At 40.7% G+C, this 18991-nt stretch carries 16 protein-coding genes; 4 read left to right on the forward strand and 12 right to left on the reverse strand.

The annotated features are described in order from the left end of the window. The first annotated feature begins 10 nt into the window (after positions 1-10). Both ACXAHI_RS03360 and ACXAHI_RS03365 read left to right on the forward strand, forming a co-directional pair. Entirely contained in the window at positions 11-802 is a 792-nt protein-coding gene (locus ACXAHI_RS03360; protein ID WP_474845952.1) for an enoyl-CoA hydratase/isomerase family protein, read from the forward strand. Positions 803-1155: 353 nt separating this feature from the next. Next, positions 1156-2913 (forward strand): extracellular catalytic domain type 1 short-chain-length polyhydroxyalkanoate depolymerase, encoded by a 1758-nt coding sequence (locus tag ACXAHI_RS03365; protein ID WP_474845954.1) that lies wholly within the window; start codon positions 1156-1158, stop codon positions 2911-2913. 327 nt (positions 2914-3240) lie between these two features. Here the strand turns inward: ACXAHI_RS03365 and ACXAHI_RS03370 are convergent, their stop codons facing one another. Then, positions 3241-3732, reverse strand: coding sequence for a hypothetical protein (locus tag ACXAHI_RS03370; protein ID WP_270182224.1), 492 nt, complete (start codon positions 3730-3732; stop codon positions 3241-3243). Between the two features lie 189 nt (positions 3733-3921). Then, positions 3922-5091, reverse strand: coding sequence for a MalY/PatB family protein (locus ACXAHI_RS03375; RefSeq protein WP_474845956.1), 1170 nt, complete (start codon positions 5089-5091; stop codon positions 3922-3924). Between the two features lie 162 nt (positions 5092-5253). On the opposite strand from ACXAHI_RS03375, the gene ACXAHI_RS03380 reads away from it, so the two are divergent. Further along, the gene (locus tag ACXAHI_RS03380) at positions 5254-5832 is read left to right on the forward strand and encodes a hypothetical protein (protein ID WP_474845958.1); all 579 of its coding nucleotides are present in this window, start codon (positions 5254-5256) and stop codon (positions 5830-5832) included. A 35-nt stretch (positions 5833-5867) separates the two neighbouring features. Here the strand turns inward: ACXAHI_RS03380 and ACXAHI_RS03385 are convergent, their stop codons facing one another. The 5 genes from ACXAHI_RS03385 to ACXAHI_RS03405 all read right to left on the reverse strand — a co-directional run bounded on the left by ACXAHI_RS03385 (position 5868) and on the right by ACXAHI_RS03405 (position 12249). Further along, positions 5868-6527: a TVP38/TMEM64 family protein gene (locus ACXAHI_RS03385; protein WP_474811678.1), complete on the reverse strand. Its 660-nt coding sequence runs from the start codon at positions 6525-6527 to the stop codon at positions 5868-5870. A gap of 99 nt (positions 6528-6626) precedes the next feature. Further along, a complete protein-coding gene (locus ACXAHI_RS03390; protein WP_474845960.1) occupies positions 6627-7124 on the reverse strand; it encodes a metal-dependent hydrolase in 498 nt (165 codons plus the stop codon). 146 nt (positions 7125-7270) lie between these two features. Next, complete coding sequence (parC, locus tag ACXAHI_RS03395) at positions 7271-9697, reverse strand: DNA topoisomerase IV subunit A (RefSeq protein WP_270182229.1); 2427 nt, start codon at positions 9695-9697, stop codon at positions 7271-7273. A 2-nt stretch (positions 9698-9699) separates the two neighbouring features. Continuing rightward, complete coding sequence (gene parE, locus ACXAHI_RS03400; RefSeq protein ID WP_270182230.1) at positions 9700-11673, reverse strand: DNA topoisomerase IV subunit B; 1974 nt, start codon at positions 11671-11673, stop codon at positions 9700-9702. Positions 11674-11895: 222 nt separating this feature from the next. Next, entirely contained in the window at positions 11896-12249 is a 354-nt protein-coding gene (locus tag ACXAHI_RS03405) for a hypothetical protein (protein ID WP_270182231.1), read from the reverse strand. 275 nt (positions 12250-12524) lie between these two features. Between ACXAHI_RS03405 and ACXAHI_RS03410 the strand changes: the two genes are divergently transcribed. After that, positions 12525-13103 carry a biotin transporter BioY gene (locus ACXAHI_RS03410; protein WP_474834539.1) on the forward strand — a complete coding sequence of 193 codons (579 nt, stop codon included), beginning with the start codon at positions 12525-12527 and terminating at the stop codon, positions 13101-13103. A 53-nt stretch (positions 13104-13156) separates the two neighbouring features. On the opposite strand, the gene ACXAHI_RS03415 is transcribed toward ACXAHI_RS03410, so the two are convergent. The 5 genes from ACXAHI_RS03415 to ACXAHI_RS03435 form a co-directional block, all read right to left on the reverse strand. Further along, entirely contained in the window at positions 13157-13609 is a 453-nt protein-coding gene (locus tag ACXAHI_RS03415; RefSeq protein WP_474845962.1) for an SRPBCC family protein, read from the reverse strand. Then, positions 13606-13950 (reverse strand): MerR family transcriptional regulator, encoded by a 345-nt coding sequence (locus ACXAHI_RS03420; protein ID WP_474845964.1) that lies wholly within the window; start codon positions 13948-13950, stop codon positions 13606-13608. The genes ACXAHI_RS03415 and ACXAHI_RS03420 overlap by 4 nt, the downstream gene beginning before the upstream one ends. 227 nt (positions 13951-14177) lie before the next feature. After that, positions 14178-15353 carry an MFS transporter gene (locus ACXAHI_RS03425; protein ID WP_270182234.1) on the reverse strand — a complete coding sequence of 392 codons (1176 nt, stop codon included), beginning with the start codon at positions 15351-15353 and terminating at the stop codon, positions 14178-14180. 163 nt (positions 15354-15516) lie between these two features. Further along, positions 15517-16506 (reverse strand): sodium:calcium antiporter, encoded by a 990-nt coding sequence (locus ACXAHI_RS03430; protein ID WP_270182235.1) that lies wholly within the window; start codon positions 16504-16506, stop codon positions 15517-15519. 132 nt (positions 16507-16638) lie between these two features. Continuing rightward, the gene (locus ACXAHI_RS03435) at positions 16639-18936 is read right to left on the reverse strand and encodes an ATP-dependent DNA helicase (protein ID WP_474845966.1); all 2298 of its coding nucleotides are present in this window, start codon (positions 18934-18936) and stop codon (positions 16639-16641) included. Between the last annotated feature and the right edge of the window lie 55 nt (positions 18937-18991).

Consider the following 18991-nt stretch of genomic DNA (forward strand, 5'->3'; position numbering starts at 1 on the left):
AGAGATTAGAATGGAAACTACAGTAAAAACAGATCATTTAAACGTAAATCTAGAGGGAGCAGTACTTCACCTTACGTTAAACCGTCCTGAAGCCTTGAACGCATTTAGCAAAGAGATGATTTTAGGTCTTACGAAGGCCATTCAGGATGCAAAGGAGAACGATGAGATTCGTGTTGTGATTCTTTCTGGTGCGGGTAGATCCTTCAGTGCTGGTGGAGATGTGAAGACAATGGGCGACACTTCCTCAACCGAAGTTTATGAGCATATTGGGAAATTGAATGAACTTGTACTTGCGATGAAAGATCTTGAGAAGCCGATTGTTTCCGTCGTCCACGGATTTGCAGCAGGAGCTGGTTTCAACCTAGCGCTCGCAAGTGATATCATCCTAGCAGCAGAAGACAGCAGCTTCGTCTTAAGCTTCACTCAAGTAGGATTGATCTCAGATGGTGGAGGACTTTCATTCCTTCCGCGATTAATCGGTCCATACAAAGCAAAAGAATTGTTCTTCTCAGCACAGCCGATATCAGCAAAAGAGGCAAAAGAATTAAGGATCGTCAACCAAACGTACCCATTATCTCAGTTACAAGATGAAGCGATCGCTTTTGCTGAGAAGCTTGCTAAAGGGCCTAGTAAAGCGTTTGGTTTTATTAAGAAAATTGCAGATGCATCCCTAACCGCATCCCTACCGGATGTTTTAGAACAGGAACGAATCACACAGGCGATGATGGTAACAACGGAAGATCATAAAGAGGGAGCAGCTGCTTTTAAGGAAAAGCGAGCTCCACAATTTAAAGGGAAGTAATCTAAAGAATCAACTATAGTTCACATTTATGGGAGTTGCTTTGCATCTCCCATTTTTCTTTATGAGTCAAGGTTTTATCGAGTAGAGAACGTTTGTTCTGTTTCGGAATTTTGAACCTTTGAGATGGTTTCAATGTCTTTGAACCATAAGATAAGATTAAACAGAATGATTAGGAGTAACGTTTTGAAACATCCAAAGTTAATCCTTTTGTACTGAAAGATAACCTGTGCTCGAAGTAAGTTTCCTAATCATAATAGGAGATTTGATTCATTTAATAATCCTTCTGTAACCACGGTGTAACTCGAGCCCCTTATCATAGCGAAGCACACACAATGGAAAGGGGATGTTGTTATATGCGATTGAAAATGAGTTGGGTTATTGGTGTAATTCTTTTGTTAGTATGCTCTTCAGTCTTGTCACCTTCTTCCACATTAGCAGCAGGACAGTTCACTTCAGGATCCTACGGAGGAAAAACATATAAGCTGTATATTCCTGAACAATATGACCAAAATCAATCTTACCCATTGTACGTTATGCTTCACGGATGCACGCAAGATGCGAATCAATTTGCTACTGGTACACAAATGAATGCGCTCGCTGACGAAAAGGGATTTCTTATTTTATATCCTGAGCAAAACTCGAGTGCAAACTCAAGTAAATGCTGGAACTGGTTTGAGCCAAGTCATCAGTCTCGAGGTAGTGGAGAACCGAGAGTCATCGCTGGCATGGTTCAGGAAATCCAAACAAATTATACGATCCAACAAAATCAAGTTTACGTAGCAGGGCTATCAGCTGGTGCGGCGATGAGTGTGATCATGGGCGCTACTTATCCCGATATATTCTCAGGAATTGGGGTTGGTGCTGGCCTAGAATACAAAGCAGCTACAACTTCATCTTCTGCTTTTAGTGCAATGTCTAGTGGAGGACCTGACCCAACGTTACAAGGTCGTGCAGCATATAGCGCCATGGGTAGTCATGCAAAACTGTTACCTGTCATAGTCTTTCATGGGACGTCTGACTACACGGTTAGACCTGTGAACGGTGATCAAGTAATTTCACAATGGGCAGTAACAAATGATTTATCAGCTACAGGTACGGAAGACGAATGGATTGATGATCTTCCTGAAAACACGGAAACCTTGCAGGTTCCAGGCGGAAGGAGTTACACCTTAAATGATTATCATGGGCAAGACGGTAAAGTGTGGATGAAAAAAGTTATCGTGGAAAGCATGGGGCATGCATGGTCTGGTGGGAGCTCACAGGGAAGCTACACAGACCCTCAAGGACCAAATGCGAGCAGGATGATGTGGGAGTTCTTTAATGCTAACGAACCGACTGATCCACCTGATCCAAATGCGCCTGTTACAACTGCTTCTCCAAGTGGAGGAACTTATCAGGATTCAGTGAGCGTTGAACTAAGCTCTAATGAACCAGTAACGACATATTACACAACTGATGGAACGATTCCAACCCAATCATCACAAGTCTATAGCAGTCCGATTAAGATTACGAAAGATACGACACTGAAATTCTTTAGTGTTGATTCGAATGGAAACGCTGAAAAGGTGAAAACAGAAAATTATCTCATTGAAACCGGTATTCCTAATGATCCAACTACAATTGTATCGATTGGGAATGAAGATGGGTTTGTTGGCCAATATACAGCTGATGGAAAAGGAACTGGGTCAGTAAAGATCGGCGACAAAGGGATGTATAACACTGATACGTATCGTGGACTGCTTTCGTTCGATACAAGTGGGACTACAGAGACTATCCAATCTGCAAAAATCCGATTATACGTAAAATCAAAACAAGGGAACATAGCAAACCTGCAGCTAGATGTAAAAAAAGGAACGTTTGGTAGCAATTCTTCAATTGAACAAGCAGATTACGGAAGTGCACCAACTCAATCCACAATAACAAGTTTTGCACCTCCGAGTGGTGATTATATCGATATAGAACTGCCAGCTAGCAGCTTATCTAGTATTAACTCGAATGGACTTACACAGTTCAGGTTAAAAGCGACGACAACAGCAGGATTCAATGCTAACGTAATTGAATTTTACGGTGGAGAAAGTGTTGGACATGAACCGACGTTGATTCTAAATTAAAACGATGAGTGATTCCATATAATACAATTAAACTGATTATATAAAGCTAATAGACTATTCGTGTAAACACGAGTAGTCTATAGTTTTTTAGCGAGATTTACGAAGAGCAATCTAGAATTTATTTGGTTGCTACGAACATGACAATGAATGAACGATCGTAACCGTAAAGTATGACGATGAAGCAGAAGTGAGAGAGCTTAAGAAGATCTACATGTCTTTCTAATTTTATCTTAGTTAACATAATATATATTATAGGAAGTCACTACAAATAATGAAATTCCGTCTCAATCGTTAAGTAAACTTAAGATAGTGAGACGGAATTAAAAATTATTTACCTAATAAGCTTCTGACGTCTTCTGTTAATTTATTATCACTTATCAAATAGTTTTTAAACTTCTTGTTTTCATTGTCATTTCTCGAAATGACAATTGAATCATCATCTAAGTTGATACGCATTTCTTTTCCAGTTTTAAAGTAAACAATCAGATCAGCTTTATCAACGCTTACTCGGTGTGTTGGAACTTCTGTTATTTTGCTTTTGCCGAAGCTGTTGATCCACTTGATTAACGTTTCTTCATTTTCTTTCGATGTGACCACTTCGTTAGCATTCGTTGTTTTACTATGTAAGTGGATTTCATAAATGTTCTGTTCTTCGATTTTCTGGTGCAAACTGATATCGAGACTAATTGCACTCGCAGTGTTTTTATATTTATCGTTCTTATAGTCTACATAAATTTCAGCAAGTTTTAGATAACTAAATGCAAGAACAGAGAAAAGTAGGATGGTTAAGAGTCCTTTTGTGGCTTTTTTCACAATCATCACCCGCTTTCCTTATCTAGCGACTACTGTATAAATCCAACCTCTTCTATCATAACAAAAATTCTGATTCTTCGCGTGATTATGTAAGAACTTCTATAAATGACATTGTTTTGTTACAAAATTTCCTCATTAGGTACTACGCTAATCGCAGAAAAAGGCGCCAGTTGTATAGCGCCCTGCCTCCAATTTCTATTTTATAAACGCGTTTTCTAATTGTTTAAGACCTTTTTCAAGCGTGGAGCGAGGACAGGCGATGTTAATTCGCTCAAACCCCTTCCCTCCTTCTCCAAATATATATCCTTCATCAAGTGCTAACTTTGCCTCGTTTTGTATAAACGCCTCTAATTCTTCATGATTTAGTTGAAGAGATCGAAAGTCCAACCAGACCAGGTACGTTCCTTCAGGCTGAATCACACGAATTTCAGGTAAGTTTTCTTTAATGAATGACGTTAGATAGGATAAGTTATCTTCTAGATAAATAAGGAGTTCATCTAACCACTTTTCACCATGCGTGTAAGCCGCTTCTATTCCTAGAATTCCAAGCGCGTTTGGAGCAAACAATCCCATCTTCTTCATATAATCTTCGTACTGCTCCCGCTTCTTTTCGTCCGGTATAACGATCGCAGATGCTTGTAAACCTGCAATGTTAAACGTCTTACTTGGAGAAATACACGTGATAGTATTCGCTTCTATTTCTGATGAAAGCGTTGAAATTAGGGTGTGCTGATTCCCTTTTAAGATTAAATCAAAGTGTATATCATCCGATACGATCAACACGTCATGCTGAACACATAAATTCGCTAGAGTTGTTAATTCATCACGCGTCCACACGCGACCTACCGGATTATGAGGATTACAAAGTAGTAGCATTTTAACCGCTGGGTCTTTTACCTTTTGTTCTAAGTCCTCAAAGTCCATCTTATATGTACCTGACTCTAGAACAAGCGGATTGTCCACTACGATTCGATCATTCTTCTCAATCATATCCCGAAATGGATAATAAACCGGTGATTGGATTAGAACTTTATCATCTTTTGAGGTATACGTATTGATTGCTGCAGCGATCGCAGGGACAACACCAGACGTAAAAACGATCCAATCGTTATCGATCGACCAATCATGCCTTCGCTCTAACCAGTCTTTCACCACGTTTCTCGTATTCTGTGTCGGCATCGAATAGCCAAAAATCCCATGCTTCACCCGCTCCATAAGCACTTCTATCACTTTCTCAGGAGCTTTAAAATCCATATCCGCCACCCACATAGGAAGCAGAGCTTCTTTCTGAAAAATGTCATCTGTATGATCCCATTTTACTGAATGAGTATTGTGTCTATCTATTTCTTCATTAAATGAATTCATAAGATCCCTCCATAAGGTAGTCGTCATCACTAACTTTATCAAAACGAGCTGAACGTGTCTGAAATAACGCTTATGAAAAGTAGATAGGCGTATTTATGAGCAAAACATTACAATGTAATGATAAAATAGGAGTCAATGTTAGGATTAAGCGAGGTAATTAACATGAATACATTGCATCATGCATTTTGGAGCTACTTCTTCTTTCGTAAGAAACAACGGAAAACGGTCAAGTCGATCGTGATCGGTGGAATCGCTCCTGATATCATCTATTATGTCATGTTCTTATACTTATTAGCTGAATACGGAGTACAAAAACTGTTCGGTTCACAAGAAGCGTTTTCAATGCACGGTTTCGTTCATGTCTTATTTGACCACCCAGTCGTAGATGTCTTGAGGAAACTCGGACATTCCTTCGTAGTTTGGTTCATTGCGTTTATTGTCCTTATGTTATTGCATAAAGGGTTTAAACTAACGCCACTCTCTGGCTTTATTTGGGGATGGTTCCTCCATGTGTTCGTCGACTTTTTAACACATATGAATGACGCTGTTCCAATTTTTTATCCAATTAGTGATCGTGTTATTCCTGGTATTGTGTCCTATTGGCATTCGGATTACTACGGAAGTGAATTTGGTGTGACGCACTCTATCTTACTAGTCTCCACCATTATCTATCTCGTGATTGAGAGGCGCAATACGAAGAAAGCTAAAAAGCGTTTAACCAATGAAAAACTTGAACTATAAAAAAGATCCTGCCATCGCGGTAGGATCCTTTTTGTTTATTTCTTCTGTAGAGTTGGGTCTTTCTTAGCATATTTATTTCGTATCAATATTGGGATAACAGACAAGATCAAGAAGACGATCACTGCGCTAGCAATCACAAGCGGATCTCCTGATACAAGACTACTACCTAGAAAGTTATACGCAAACGTTCCAGGGATTATTCCGATCAAGGTACCGAATAGGAATGATGAAAACTTAACTTTTGACAAACCAGCTGAATAGCTGATCAGATCAAAATTAAACAAGGGTACAAAACGGAAAAATAGAACATAGAAAAAGCCATTCTTCTCAAGCTGCTCTTGTAATTTACGTCCTTTCCCTTGCCAGTCTTTATTTGCGATCGATTTTCCTAGCGTTCTCGCCACGACGAATGATAAGACGGCACCTGAGGTTGCACCTAAGACCGTATAAATTGTTCCAAATAAAGACCCGAAAGCGAGTCCTCCAGCGATCGATAATACCGATGCTGGGAAAAAAATAAGCGGACGAATCGTATAGATCACGATATATACAATGGGAGCTAACACTCCGAATGATAAAATCCAATCTCGTATATCGTTCACTCGGAAATCTAAGTAGGTACGGCTAAACCAGATGAGTCCAATTACTACTAAGATGATGCCGCCCCACTTTAACCAGTTACTTGGTTTTTTCATAGTTCCATCCTTTCTACTTTAGCCTCTACTCTACCTTACTATACTGTAACGTTGATTGAATGTAATTAGGCTTACAAGAAAAGAAGTGCCGATTTTACGCTACGAGAACATTTGTTTGTATACAAAAAATAATGTTAGGAGCATCAAGCTACTCGATATGACTGATTCCCCTTTAGAAGCGGTTTTTAAGTAGAGTGGAAAGCGAACTCTGAGCGGAATTGGATAAAATAACTGTATTCCTCTCACCGTTAGAGCATCTAGAACTAAGTGACTGACAATACCGACGAGCAAGCCGATTTGAACAGTCTCGTAGTACATAAATGTAAACGTAGATGTGAGCCAATAGACTAAGATTAGAAACAATAGACTATGTGTGATCGTTCGATGACCAAAGAACCGACTTATGTTTTTAGATAATACTTTCGCTTTTCTACCTGTCCACGAGCCCGGGTGACAGATATCGGGTAACAAAGCTCCGAACAAGCAGCTACCGTAAAATACGATGAGCTCTGGAACCGGTAAGACTTCCGTTATGTAATAGCTGTGAGCCGCTGCCCCCATACAAAGACCACCCATCAAGTGGGTTTTTCCTTCCATTCTTCTCAACTCCCTAGTTGTTTTATTCTTAGATGATTATGGTGCGATTTTTCCGGAGGGGCAATCATACGTTCGCATCCTTTAGTATAGCATACTTTTTTCCATAAAAAGAACCTGTTCACTAACTGAACAGGTTCACATTCGTTTTAATCAGTATTTGATTCTTTCTTTAATTCACATGCATTGCCGGTGTCAGCAACATCAACGATAAACGATCCGTTGCTATACCTGTCATTCGGTCGGTAGCTTGAAGGGTCAATTTGTACTGGTTCTCCTTTTTCAGTCCGAACAATAACAGTATCACCTTTTGTCACGGTTTTAACGCCTATCACTCGATGCGGGTTCGATTTCAACTCTCTTAGCATGACGACGCCTCGTTTGGCACGTGAGGCTAGATCGAATTCACTTAACGGCATTTTCTTAACCGCTCCCCGATGAGTCAAGAGGAATAAGTCAAACTTCGTTGTTGCATCAAACAAGATTCCGCTCACGACAAAGTCATCATCTTTTAAGTTAATTCCTTTCACACCACTTGCACGCTGACCAACAACATTTACTTCTTCTTCTTTAAATCGTAATCCATAACCAAAATGAGTTGCAATAAACACTTCGTTCTTACCATTCGTCACGTACACATCTACTAGTTCATCATCTTTTTTAAGCTTGAGTGCCATCAACGGTTTAGAATACCGCTGAGCTTTGTATTGAGATAGTTCCGTTTTCTTAATCATCCCTTGCTTCGTTACGAATACGAGGAACCGTTCATCTTCAAATTCATTGATCTCCATCGCTTCAATGATCCGCTCGTCTGAATCGATCGGACATAGATTCGCAACATGCTGACCTAGATCTTTCCACCTGATATCTGGTAGTGCGTGAACAGGTAAATAGATGTAGCTTCCTTTATTCGTAAAGAGCAGAATGGTATTGGTTGTATTGCTATCAAATTGGCGCAGTAAGAAGTCTGTTTCCTTCATTCCGAAGTCTTTTCCGTTCGAAGCAGCATAAGACCTTGGACTCGTACGCTTAACGTATCCATCTTCTGTGACAGTAACGATCACATCCTCTGAAGGGACCATCACTTCAAGGTTCACTTTGATTTCTTCGATTTCTTCTTCGATTCGAGTCATACGCGCATCAGCATATTTCTTACGGATTTCAAGAAGTTCTTTCTTAATAACCGAAACGAGTTTCTTCTCACTCCCGAGAATCGACTCGAGTTTTTTAATCAACTTATCCAGGTCATTGGACTCTTTTTCAAGCGTCGTGATATCTGTATTCGTTAAACGATAAAGCTGCAACGTTACGATGGCTTCCGCTTGAGCCTCTGTAAAATCATATTCACTAATCAAGTTGTTTTTAGCGTCACGCTTATCTTTTGAAGAGCGGATCGTAGCGATCACTTCATCTAAAATCGAAACGGCGCGTATTAACCCTTCCACAACATGTTGACGAGCCTTTGCTTTTCGAAGGTCGTGTTCAGAACGGCGGGTTACGACTTCTTTTTGGTGTTCGATGTATGCTTTAAGGATTCGTTTCAATCCCATTTGCTTCGGTGTTTTATTATAAATGGCGACCATATTGTAGTTATACGTGATCTGTAGGTCAGTCGCTTTATACAAGAATTTAAGGATGCCTGACGCATCTGCCTCTTTCTTCAGTTCAATAACGAAGCGAAGTCCCGTCCGATCCGTTTCGTCACGTACTTCAGAAATGCCTTCAACTTTACGGTCGACCCGTAGTTCGTCGATTTTCTTTACAAGATTCGCTTTGTTTACTTCGTATGGAATCTCTGTTACGACGATTTGCTGGCGGCCACCTCGTAAATCTTCTATTTCGGCTTTTCCTCTAAGGATGAATTTCCCTTTACCAGTTTCAAAAGCTTTCTTAATTCCTTCCGTTCCTTGCGCTATTCCGCCAGTAGGGAAATCTGGACCTTTAATGACAGACATCAATTCTTCTACAGTGACATCTGGGTTTTCCATCTGCATAACAGCAGCATCAACGACTTCTCCAAGATTATGTGGTGGAATATCCGTCGCATAACCAGAAGAGATTCCCGTTGAGCCATTTACGAGTAGATTCGGAAAACGAGCAGGAAGAACAATCGGTTCCTCCTGCGTATCATCAAAGTTTGGTGCAAATTCAACTGTATCTTTTTCGATATCTCGTAACAATTCTGAAGAGATCGCTGCAAGACGTGCTTCCGTATAACGCATCGCGGCAGGTGGATCTCCATCCACACTACCGTTGTTTCCGTGCATTTCAACTAAAACGTTTCGCACTTTCCAATCTTGACTCATACGTACCATCGCGTCATAAACGGATGTATCACCGTGCGGGTGGTAGTTACCTATGACGTTACCGACTGTTTTAGCAGATTTACGGAACGGTTTATCTGCGATGTTTCCTTCATGATGCATCGCGTAAAGAATACGTCGCTGCACGGGTTTAAGTCCGTCTCTAGCATCAGGAAGTGCTCGATCTTGAATAATGTATTTACTATACTTACCAAATGCATCACCAAGGACGTCTTCTAGTGGTAAATCTAAGAACTTCTCTGCGTTAGCCAATGTTACGCCTCCTCAATGATGGAAATATTCTCGTTTTCGATGATGTTGGTATCTTCATTTAATCCAAAGGCCACATTTGATTCGATCCATTGTCTTCGGGGTTCAACTTTGTCCCCCATGAGAACCGAAACGCGTCGTTCAGCTCTTGCAATGTCTTCGATCTTCACACGGATCAACGTGCGGCTTTCTGGGTTCATCGTTGTTTCCCATAATTGATCGGCGTTCATTTCACCTAGACCTTTGTAACGTTGGATCGTATAGCCTTTCCCTACTTTTTTCATCGCTTCTTTCATGCCTTCTTCGTCCCAGGCATATTCTACGACTTCTTTCTTCCCTTTTCCTTTACTTACTTTATAAAGTGGAGGAAGAGCAATAAAGACTTTGCCATGTTCGACAAGCTGCTTCATATAGCGGTAGAAAAACGTTAGTAGAAGAACTTGAATGTGAGCACCGTCCGTGTCAGCGTCTGTCATGATTACGACTTTGTCATAGTTCGTATCTTCGATGTCAAAGTCAGGACCAACCCCTGCACCAATGGCATGAATGATCGTATTGATCTCTTCATTTTTAAAAATGTCTTGAAGCTTGGCTTTCTCCGTATTGATGACTTTTCCTCGTAACGGTAGAACAGCCTGAAAACGACGGTCTCGCCCTTGTTTAGCCGAACCTCCGGCTGAGTCACCCTCAACAAGATACAGTTCATTCTTCTTAGGGTTACGAGAGGTCGCTGGGGTTAGCTTCCCGCTCAAGATCGTTTCTTTACGTTTTCCTTTTTTCCCAGATCGCGCATCTTCACGTGCTTTTCTAGCTGCTTCTCTTGCTTGAGCCGCTTTTATCGATTTCTTAATAAGCATCTCACTCGTCGATGGATTTTCTTCTAAGAAGTAAGAAAATTGTCCAGAAACAACAGCATCAACTGCGGAACGCGCTTCACTTGTACCGAGTTTGCTTTTAGTTTGTCCTTCGAATTGAAGTAAGTGCTCTGGAATACGGACCGATACGATCGCAGTAAACCCTTCTCGAATATCGTTTCCTTCGAGGTTTTTGTCTTTTTCTTTTAATAAGTTCACTTTTCTAGCATAATCATTGATCACACGCGTGATTGCAGTCTTCATACCTGATTCATGCGTACCGCCATCTTTTGTTCGAACGTTGTTAACGAACGAAAGAACGTTTTCAGAAAAACCGTCGTTATATTGAAACGAGAAGTCGAGCTCGATTCCGTTGTTCTCACCTTCGAATGTTACGACGGGATGTAGCGTTTCTTTATCTTCGTTTAAATAATCGATGAACGCTTCGATCCCTGTTTCAAAGTAAAATTGCTCGCTACGATCATGACGTTGGTCTTCTAGCGTAATCTTCAATCCTTTAAGAAGAAAAGCGGCTTCGCGAAGTCTCTCACTCAACGTGTCGTAGTTATAATTCAATGTGCTAAACATCGTTGTGTCTGGCTTAAAATGAATCAATGTACCCGTCTTACGTGTTTTTCCTTTGTTTTCAAGGGTCGTTACCGGTTTACCGCCGTTTTCAAAACGCTGCACGAACGTAAAGCCGTCACGGTGGATCGTCACTTCGAGCCATTCAGATAAGGCATTTACGACAGAAGCACCAACACCATGCAAGCCGCCACTCGTTTTGTATCCGCCCTGACCGAACTTACCACCTGCATGAAGGACCGTTAAGATGATTTCAGGAGTTGGTTTACCGAGCTTATGCATTCCAACGGGCATCCCACGGCCGTTATCCTGAATGCTCACACTGTTATCTTCATAGATCGTTACTTTGATTTCATCACCATGTCCAGCAAGGACTTCATCTACTGAGTTATCTACAATTTCATATACAAGGTGATGAAGACCTCTTGAATCCGTGCTCCCAATATACATACCAGGACGTTTCCTAACCGCTTCAAGACCTTCAAGCACCTGAATCGAATCATCACTATATTCGTTTGCTTGTTTTTGTTTCGTTGCCATGTTTTTCCCCTTTCAAAACTCTGTATAGAATAGCCTACCATATGAGAACATGTGTTTCTATCTCTTTTTCTCTCATTTTGTTCAGCATTGCCAGATAGAGGCTGTTTTTATAAGTTGTCGACCGATTATCGACGGATTACCGTTTCAATAAGGTTGCTGTATATAAAAAATCCTGCACAGTGGCAGGAGAGAAAAACATCGAACCGTATTGTACCTTATTGTCTATTCTTCATCAATTGTTTTTAATCTATGTACATTTCCAGGTTCATACCCGATCGTGACGTGATCTCCTTCATCGACCTTGTTCCATTTTGATTCATCGGCTAAATAGGGAGTTTTGTTTACAATAAGATAAAAATAAGGTTTTTCGACCGCATCGATCGTCTCTTCATCGTTCCCGCTCTTGTCATTTGTCTTTTCAGTTAGTTGGGGTTCTTCATATCGCACCATTTTCTTTTGTACTTCACCAGTAACAAAAACAAGTTCATCCTTTTGCTCATTTGCAAAGGCAGTTCCTATTGCAAGGACGATGCAAAGGGATAAAACGACTAGAATGGTTCCCCTCAGTAAGTTCATACAGAGGCTCCTCTCAACGTACTTTCGTAATAAGTTTACCATACATTGTGGATTTAAGTAGTAGTTTTCAAGGCAACGTCCTACAATTCCTTCTACGCCTATTGGGTTTCACGCTAACATAAATCATATACAATTTTAATAAATGTTCCTGACATCGAAGTGCTGTTAACCTCTTTTTTTATTTGTTAACTTACACAAAAATTAAGTTGACACTATGACGGAAATCTTTTACGATTCTTTATAGAAACCGAAAGAGAGGGCTAACTATGAAAAAAATGAGAACGATTGATTTAGTATTCGCTGGAATGTTTGCTGCCTTGATGGCAGTCGGAGCAAATATCGCACAATTTTTAGTCGTAGGTGGCGTGCCGATTACGCTACAAACATTCTTTGCTATATTAGCAGGGCTATTACTAGGTAGCCGACTAGGCGCAATTTCAATGACTGTCTACGCGTTAGTTGGTTTCGTAGGTGCACCGGTCTTCGCTCAGTTTACAGGAGGTCCTGGTATTCTGTTCAAACCGACATTTGGATTTATCTTATCGTATATTTTAGTCGCTTATATCGCAGGAAAGATCATTGAATCAAAAGCAAAGCCTACTTTACGAACATTTATGATCGCTAGTTTCACAGCATTTATTCTTAACTACGTTCTAGGAACAAACTATATGTATTTTGCTTATAAATTCTGGGCGATGGCGCCGGAAGGGTTCACGTATGGCATGGCTTGGATGTGGATGCTCGCTCCGCTTCCAAAAGATATCATTATGTCGATCGTCGCAGCTGTTATGGCGCCACGCATCTACAAAGCAGTGAATAAATCTTCTCAGCGTTCTGAGCGTAGAGTGGCATAGTATAATGAAAAAGAGAGCTTATCCCGCTGATAAGCTCTCTTTTTCATGCTGTATTACCCTTTTAACGCTTCGGCCTTAACTCTTTCCATAAACTCGTGTACCACTTTATTGTTACTTTTCTCACTACCTAACTTCAACATAGCCCTTCCAACAAAGTTAACACCTTTGTTTTGACCTTCATATATAAATTTAGTGGTAGTCTCATCAAGTTTAAGTAACGTAAACGAAAGTGTGATCTCAAACGCTTTCCCCAAAACGAAACTTTGTTCTTTGTGTTTTTTGTCCGGTAGGTCTTCATATGCTAGTGTTTCGACAATGTAGGTTTCAAGCCGCTTTCCTTCACGATACGTTTGCTTATGCTTTGCCCCTGCCTCATCCTCCTTCTTTTCGATCAAAATATGTTCCTCTACTTTCGGCATGATCCGCTTGATGTTTTCATCTAAAAACAATCTCCATACGTTCTCTATGTTCTTCTCAATAATCATTTCTTCTTTCCATTGAATCATTCATCGTTCTCCTTTCCAGATGCAAGAAACTCATCAATCTCCTCAAGCTGAAGATAAAGATCTTCTATCTGCATAGTAATCTTGTTTCTTTTTTGAATTAATAATTGTTCTAAGTTAGCAAAAGACTCGTCCTCCATCACACCGATCATTTCTTGTATCGAAAAACCTAGCCTTCTTAACTTCACTAGGAGGATTGCTAAGAAGTAGCTACCGTCATCGTAGTACCGATACTTGTTAACTGGATCAATATAAGCGGGTTCGAGTAACTTTACTTCTGCGTAGTACCGTAATGTTTCTTTACTTAATCCCGTCATCTCGGAAAAATCACTAATCTTGTACATTCTCTCACTCCCACCTATATCATAAACTGTGGGGTACACCACAAGGTCAACGTTATTTTATTATTTTATCGAATTAGAAGCCAATATACGAAGAACGTTCCATATCTCTCAATCTACACGATCGTTCAACTGATAGGTAGAAAACCTTCTCAAGAACTAGTATGCGGTCATTAGAAGCAAAAAAATCACACCAGTAGATAGGTGTGATTTCGGATATCCTTTCATGCTTACCCACTCTGTGTCTGGCTCGATTTTTTCGTGTTCAGTAGTAAAGAAGAAACAAACATAAGTCCTAGGAACACGATGATTAAGCTAAATCCTCCTTTGTTGCCGAATATCTCTGACACAATTCCGATCAAATACCCTGCAAGTCCTCCACCGATTCCAGCTGCTACATAGATTAGGCCAAGCGCAGAGCCTGGGTTTTTCGAAATGCTCGTTCCGAATGCTGTTGCGGTTGGAAATAGCGCTGAGAAAAACAAACCTGCCCCTGCAAATAGATAAGGCATTTGGTTTGCGAACAGAAAGCTAATGCCAACGATCAGCACTGAACCGAGTGAAAATGTGATCATGATCAATCTTTCATTTATTTTGTTCGCGAGATACGCGACCCCTAGTCTTCCAATCATAAAGAACACTGAGAAGAGCGATAGAATCGTTGCGACCATATCAGACTTCGCTTCTTGCGAGAGACCACCGAGATCTAACGACTTCAAATACGTTGGAAAGAAATTCGTAAACGAAACCTCTGCAGAGACTTCAAAGATAAGAAAGAACATGAGAAAGACCATCTGAGCGTCTTTTATCATTGGGATAAATGCTTTTAAGTTAACTTTTTGTGGCTTCCCTTCTGGAAACGCAACGGATGTGACATAGAAGATCACGATTACGTTAAGAGCGGCGATTCCTACATAAAAGTATCGCCATGACCCAAACTGGAATAAGAAATTTAAGACTTGAGGGAATAAGACCATTCCGAGTCCATAGATCCCCATAGCAAGGTTAAACATCTGATTTTGTTTATTCGGGTATGCAGCAGGAACGATCGCATTCGATGCAACACCTAGAGCTCCAAGCCCAAAGCCGATCAGCATATAGAATCCTAGAAAGAACGTGATGTTTGGTGCGAACCCCGTACCAAGGAATCCAAGCCCCATTAAAGCTGTTGCAAAGATCACCATTATGCGAAGTCCTTTTTTATCCGTTAAATAACCAAAGAGTAAACTCGCAAAGGTAAAACCTAGCTGGAAGATAAAGACCACCAGTCCAAATTGACTCATATCGAGCCCTATGTCGGTTTCTACCTGGTTCAGAACAATTCCTTTTGTATTCGTTACTCCTCCTGAAATAAACTGTGTAAATAATAGGATGATGAGAGCGTGAATGCTATTTCCTTTTGACATGTGTGTAACCTCCAAGATGTATTCTAACCGGGGGATTCCACCGTCTACACACGCGTAAACGTGTTTGAAAATTTATTACATTCTTGTAAAACGCTCTCATTCCTGCCATGCCCAAATTTTCGAATCGAAAAAAAAAATGATAGAGGCATTCCGCCTCTATCATTTATCTCATTTGGTAGACTGTAAACGTAGCGATGAAGTAGATGATGACGATGGTGAGTGGTGGGAGCACGTAGTAAAACGTCGTTCTGTGATTCCTTCTCGTAATGCTATATAAAATCACAAGGATGACAACGACTGACGAGACAGTCGTAATAATGTTCGACATACTAGCGTGTCTAAAAATATTCGTCTCGAGATACAACACATCCGTAAAAGAAAGCAGCATGATATTGAACGCGTTGCTTCCTAGTAATGAGCTTACTCCCATGTTATAGTTTCTCAATTTCAGCGCGGTCGCAACACTCACAGCATCAGGAAGCGACGTGCTAGCACCTACTAAGAATGAGCCGACAAACGAAGCCCCAAGACCCGTTTCGGTTGCAATTCGATCAGCCGTTAACGTCAGGACTGTTCCCACGATCATGATCCCTACTGCTGAAAGGATAAATCTCGTCAGGACCTTTTTGTACGTAAAATCATTGTACTGTTCATTTTTCCTGCTCTTTCGCTTCACTTTTTCTTCCGTTTTTTTGTTGATCAACTTGATTCCTACAAGATACACGAAAACAAGGATGACAGAGCTATATCCAATATGGAACACTGATGCAGGTAGCGTAAGAGATAGACCAGCTACTACAATCAATGTCATCACGATCACTAAGTAGATATAGAGTTTACTACCAATATCCGTTTTACCCATGATCTGCTCTTTCCGGTACACAATATCAAGTACTGCAAGCGCTAAAAGGTTAAATAAATTGCTTCCTAACAGATTTCCGATAGCAAGGTCAGGGCTATCGATCGCAATAGCCGTCACACTTGAAGTCAGTTCTGGTAAAGATATAGCAGCACCTATGATGATCCCCATAAACGCTGATGAGGTTTTTGTTTTCTCACTAAGGGCATCGCCGTACATAGCGAGCCGAGTCGCCACAAAGTATGTCGCGATTGCTGCAATGATAAATAAGACAAAGACAAGGAATAAGTTCATTGTGTGTGGGTCTCCTTCAAGTTTCATTCATCTTAATCTATTACCTGTTCCGTTAGGAGTTAAACTTAGAATGGAGGATATTATGAAGGAGAAGGAGAGACACAACAAAACCCGCATCGTAGCGGGTTTTGTTCACTGTATCTTTTTTTCAGGAGTAAGCAGATCAAAGTTTCTCCATTCAAAAGGTAATAACTGTTGATATCTCTTTTCTACGTAACGGCTGTCGATCAGCACTAGAATTCCTTTATCCGTTTCAGAACGAATCAATCGTCCGCCTGCTTGCTGAACCCGATTCATTCCAGGATACACGTACGTGTATTCAAATCCATTCTTCCCGTCAAGGTCAAACCGTTCTTTCATCAATTTGCGCTCAGTATCAAAGTTTGGTAATCCAACTCCTACAACGACTACGCCAGTCAGTCGATCTCCTTTAAGGTCGATTCCTTCAGAAAAGATCCCCCCGAGTACAGCAAAACCAGCGAGGCTTTTTGAACGTCCAGATGTGAATGTTTCTAAATACTGTTCCCGCTCTTCTTCAGTCATGTTTTGATGCTGAAGAATCGTGTCGGTGTCAATTTCTCTATCTGTATACGCTTCATAAACGCGTTCCATATACCCGTAGGAAGAAAAGAAAAACAAGTAGTTGCCTTTTCTTTTTGTCACAACATTTTCAAGTAGATCGATGAGTGGCTCCAAAGTTTCCTCGCGTTCTCGGTATTTCGTAGACAACGGTGCGATATAAACACTCATATTCTCTTCCGGAAAGGGAGAAGGGATCGTTACTTGATAGTCATCATCCTCCCAACCAAGCATGTTTTGATAGTAGGACAGTGGTGAGAAGGTAGCTGAAAAGAAGACGGTCGACCTGAAACCGTTTCGCATTCTAGAAAGTTGATTTGAAGGGTCAAAACAGAATAATTTCATGCTAGCTTCAGATTTCCCCGCTTGAACGAGAGTGAAAAAATGATGGTCGTATAGTTTCGCAATCCGTATGAAATTTTGACATGTAAAATACACATCTAACAGTTCTTCATCATTCCCCTGAAGTAACAACTCCTTCTCGCACACTGAAACAAACGTATCGAGGTGAACGAGTAATTCTTCATCGACATCAGTTTGAACAACATAACCGCTCTGAGCGGATTTTTTATAATCGATAAATAATTTGTTGATAGAGGAAGCGGCATTCGAAATTTCTTGATTAGTCGATCGATAGGATCGTTTTAGTTGTAAGAACGCAGATTTATGCAATTCTGCAGAGAACATCCCCCTTGCTCGATCAACAAGGTTATGCGCTTCATCGATCAGCACCGTTGTTTGTTTCTTTTGCTCTTCAATCAACCGTTTCAACGATACGCGCGGATCGAATATGTAGTTATAATCACATATCACGGCATCTGCAACGTAGGCGGCATCTAGGGAAAGTTCAAAAGGACAGAGTCGATGCTTATGTGCATAGTCTTCAAGAACCTCTCTCGTAATTCTCGTTTCGTTCCTCAAGAGGTCTAATAGCCCCTCATTAATACGATCATAATACCCATCTGCATATTCACAATAATCCTTTTGGCAAATCGTTTTCTCTTTAAAACAAACTTTATCCTTCGCGGTAATGGTAACGGATGTAGCACTCAGACCTTTATCTTCCATCATTTTAAACGCTTCTTGTGCAGTTTCGCGCGTGATTGTCTTAGCGGTTAAGTAGAAGATCTTCTGTCCATGTCCTTCACCGATTGCTTTTATCGTCGGAAAAAGCGTGCTCATCGTTTTTCCGATTCCTGTAGGAGCGGAAGCAAAGAGTGTCGCACCTTCTTGGACGGTTTTATAAACAGATGCAGCAAACTTTCGTTGTCCTTCTCGATAGGTTTCAAACGGAAACGCCAATGCACGACTACTGTCTTTTAACCGATAATGATGGTCAACTTTCCATCTTGCGAAAGGCGTATAGCGCTGTATGACTTCACTTATAAAGTGCGAAAGGTCTTCAAGTGAGTATGAATTGGTAAACGTTCGGACTTCCTTCGTTTCCGATTGGATGTATGTCAACTGAACGGAAATAGTAGCCTGGTCATACTTCATCATCGCCATGTAGGCATAGCACTTGGCTTGAGCCCAATGAACGGGATAAGAGTTTTCGTTTATTTCCTCAAGTGGAAGTGAAGTTGATTTGATTTCATCGACAACGTACGAATCATTTCTCTTTAATAGACCATCACATCGGCCTTCAATATAAAAAAAGAGGTCGTCGTATTCAAACTCCATTTCAAATGGAACTTCTTTTTGATCCTGTTCAACATACTGTTTTTGAACGTATTGATGTAGCTTTGTCCCTTCATGCATCGTAGTAGCCGTTCGAAAGCGTGCGTCTATGCTTCCACTTCGAAATGCATATTCAACGAGCGGTCGAACGGAAACCTTTATTGATTCGTGCATATCATCACCTGATCTGTGTATTTACTACCTTTCATTATAACAGGTGCTGCAAAAC

The sequence above is a fragment of the Anaerobacillus sp. ABD4_527 genome, from assembly GCF_056160805.1.

Coding starts and splice junctions, on each gene's coding strand:
- ACXAHI_RS03390 (WP_474845960.1), bottom strand. CDS start 7,124: ATGGAAGGAAAAACCCACTTGATGGGTGGTCTTTGTATGGGGGCAGCG.
- ACXAHI_RS03435 (WP_474845966.1), bottom strand. CDS start 18,936: ATGCACGAATCAATAAAGGTTTCCGTTCGACCGCTCGTTGAATATGCA.
- ACXAHI_RS03370 (WP_270182224.1), bottom strand. CDS start 3,732: ATGATTGTGAAAAAAGCCACAAAAGGACTCTTAACCATCCTACTTTTC.
- ACXAHI_RS03430 (WP_270182235.1), bottom strand. CDS start 16,506: ATGAACTTATTCCTTGTCTTTGTCTTATTTATCATTGCAGCAATCGCG.
- ACXAHI_RS03405 (WP_270182231.1), bottom strand. CDS start 12,249: ATGAACTTACTGAGGGGAACCATTCTAGTCGTTTTATCCCTTTGCATC.
- ACXAHI_RS03385 (WP_474811678.1), bottom strand. CDS start 6,527: ATGAAAAAACCAAGTAACTGGTTAAAGTGGGGCGGCATCATCTTAGTA.
- ACXAHI_RS03380 (WP_474845958.1), top strand. CDS start 5,254: ATGAATACATTGCATCATGCATTTTGGAGCTACTTCTTCTTTCGTAAG.
- ACXAHI_RS03425 (WP_270182234.1), bottom strand. CDS start 15,353: ATGTCAAAAGGAAATAGCATTCACGCTCTCATCATCCTATTATTTACA.
- ACXAHI_RS03420 (WP_474845964.1), bottom strand. CDS start 13,950: ATGTACAAGATTAGTGATTTTTCCGAGATGACGGGATTAAGTAAAGAA.
- ACXAHI_RS03410 (WP_474834539.1), top strand. CDS start 12,525: ATGAGAACGATTGATTTAGTATTCGCTGGAATGTTTGCTGCCTTGATG.
- ACXAHI_RS03365 (WP_474845954.1), top strand. CDS start 1,156: ATGCGATTGAAAATGAGTTGGGTTATTGGTGTAATTCTTTTGTTAGTA.
- ACXAHI_RS03360 (WP_474845952.1), top strand. CDS start 11: ATGGAAACTACAGTAAAAACAGATCATTTAAACGTAAATCTAGAGGGA.
- ACXAHI_RS03375 (WP_474845956.1), bottom strand. CDS start 5,091: ATGAATTCATTTAATGAAGAAATAGATAGACACAATACTCATTCAGTA.
- parE (WP_270182230.1), bottom strand. CDS start 11,673: ATGGCAACGAAACAAAAACAAGCAAACGAATATAGTGATGATTCGATT.
- ACXAHI_RS03415 (WP_474845962.1), bottom strand. CDS start 13,609: ATGATTCAATGGAAAGAAGAAATGATTATTGAGAAGAACATAGAGAAC.